Here is a 647-nt window from a genome sequence, read left to right as displayed (position 1 = left end):
CCTGGTGCATGTGCATGGAGTCTGGCAGTTCCACTGCGCCGCCGTGCAGGCCTGGTCGATGCTGACGGGCAAGCCCTATATCGTCTCGCCGCACGGCATGCTGGAACCCTGGATCCGCTCGCGCTCGCCGAGACTCAAGGGCGCGGTGTCGGCGCTCTACCAGGACCGCTTCCTGCGCAAGACCGCCGGCTTCCACCTGCTGACCGACAAGGAGACGGGCGATGTCGCCGAATTCCTCACAGGCCAGCCAGCGAAGATCGTGCGCAATTTCGCCCAGCCCTTCGTCAGTGACGGCGAGATGCCCGGCTGGTGGAAACCGGAATTCGACAGCCGCAATGTCTACCTGTTCCTCGGCCGAATCCACGAGAAGAAGGGCTGCATGGAACTGATGGATGCCTGGGCAAGGCTTTCCGCCGAAGACCCTGGCTTCCGCGACCGTTCCCTGCTCGTCTTCTGCGGCTGGAACGATGGCATCGAAGGTTTCGAGGCCAAGGCCGCAGCACTTGGCCGTGACTTCGGCAATGCCCTGTTCGCCGGCCCGCAATATGGTCCGGACAAGAACCGCTCGATGAGCGTCACCCGCTATTTCATGCTGCCATCGAAGAGCGAAGGCTTGCCGATGGCGGTGCTGGAGGCCTGGGCGGCCG

The 647-nt window shown here is 63.8% G+C and carries 1 protein-coding gene; it reads left to right on the top strand.

Features of this window, described 5'->3' with window-relative positions; all coding sequences use genetic code 11:
• A partial coding sequence (locus AC1D0P_RS26780) for a glycosyltransferase (RefSeq protein ID WP_477679503.1) occupies positions 1 to 647 on the top strand: 647 nt, incomplete at both ends.

The sequence above is a fragment of the Polaromonas sp. P1_G2 genome (assembly GCF_056405515.1).
This window is presented reverse-complemented; position numbering and strand designations above follow the sequence as displayed.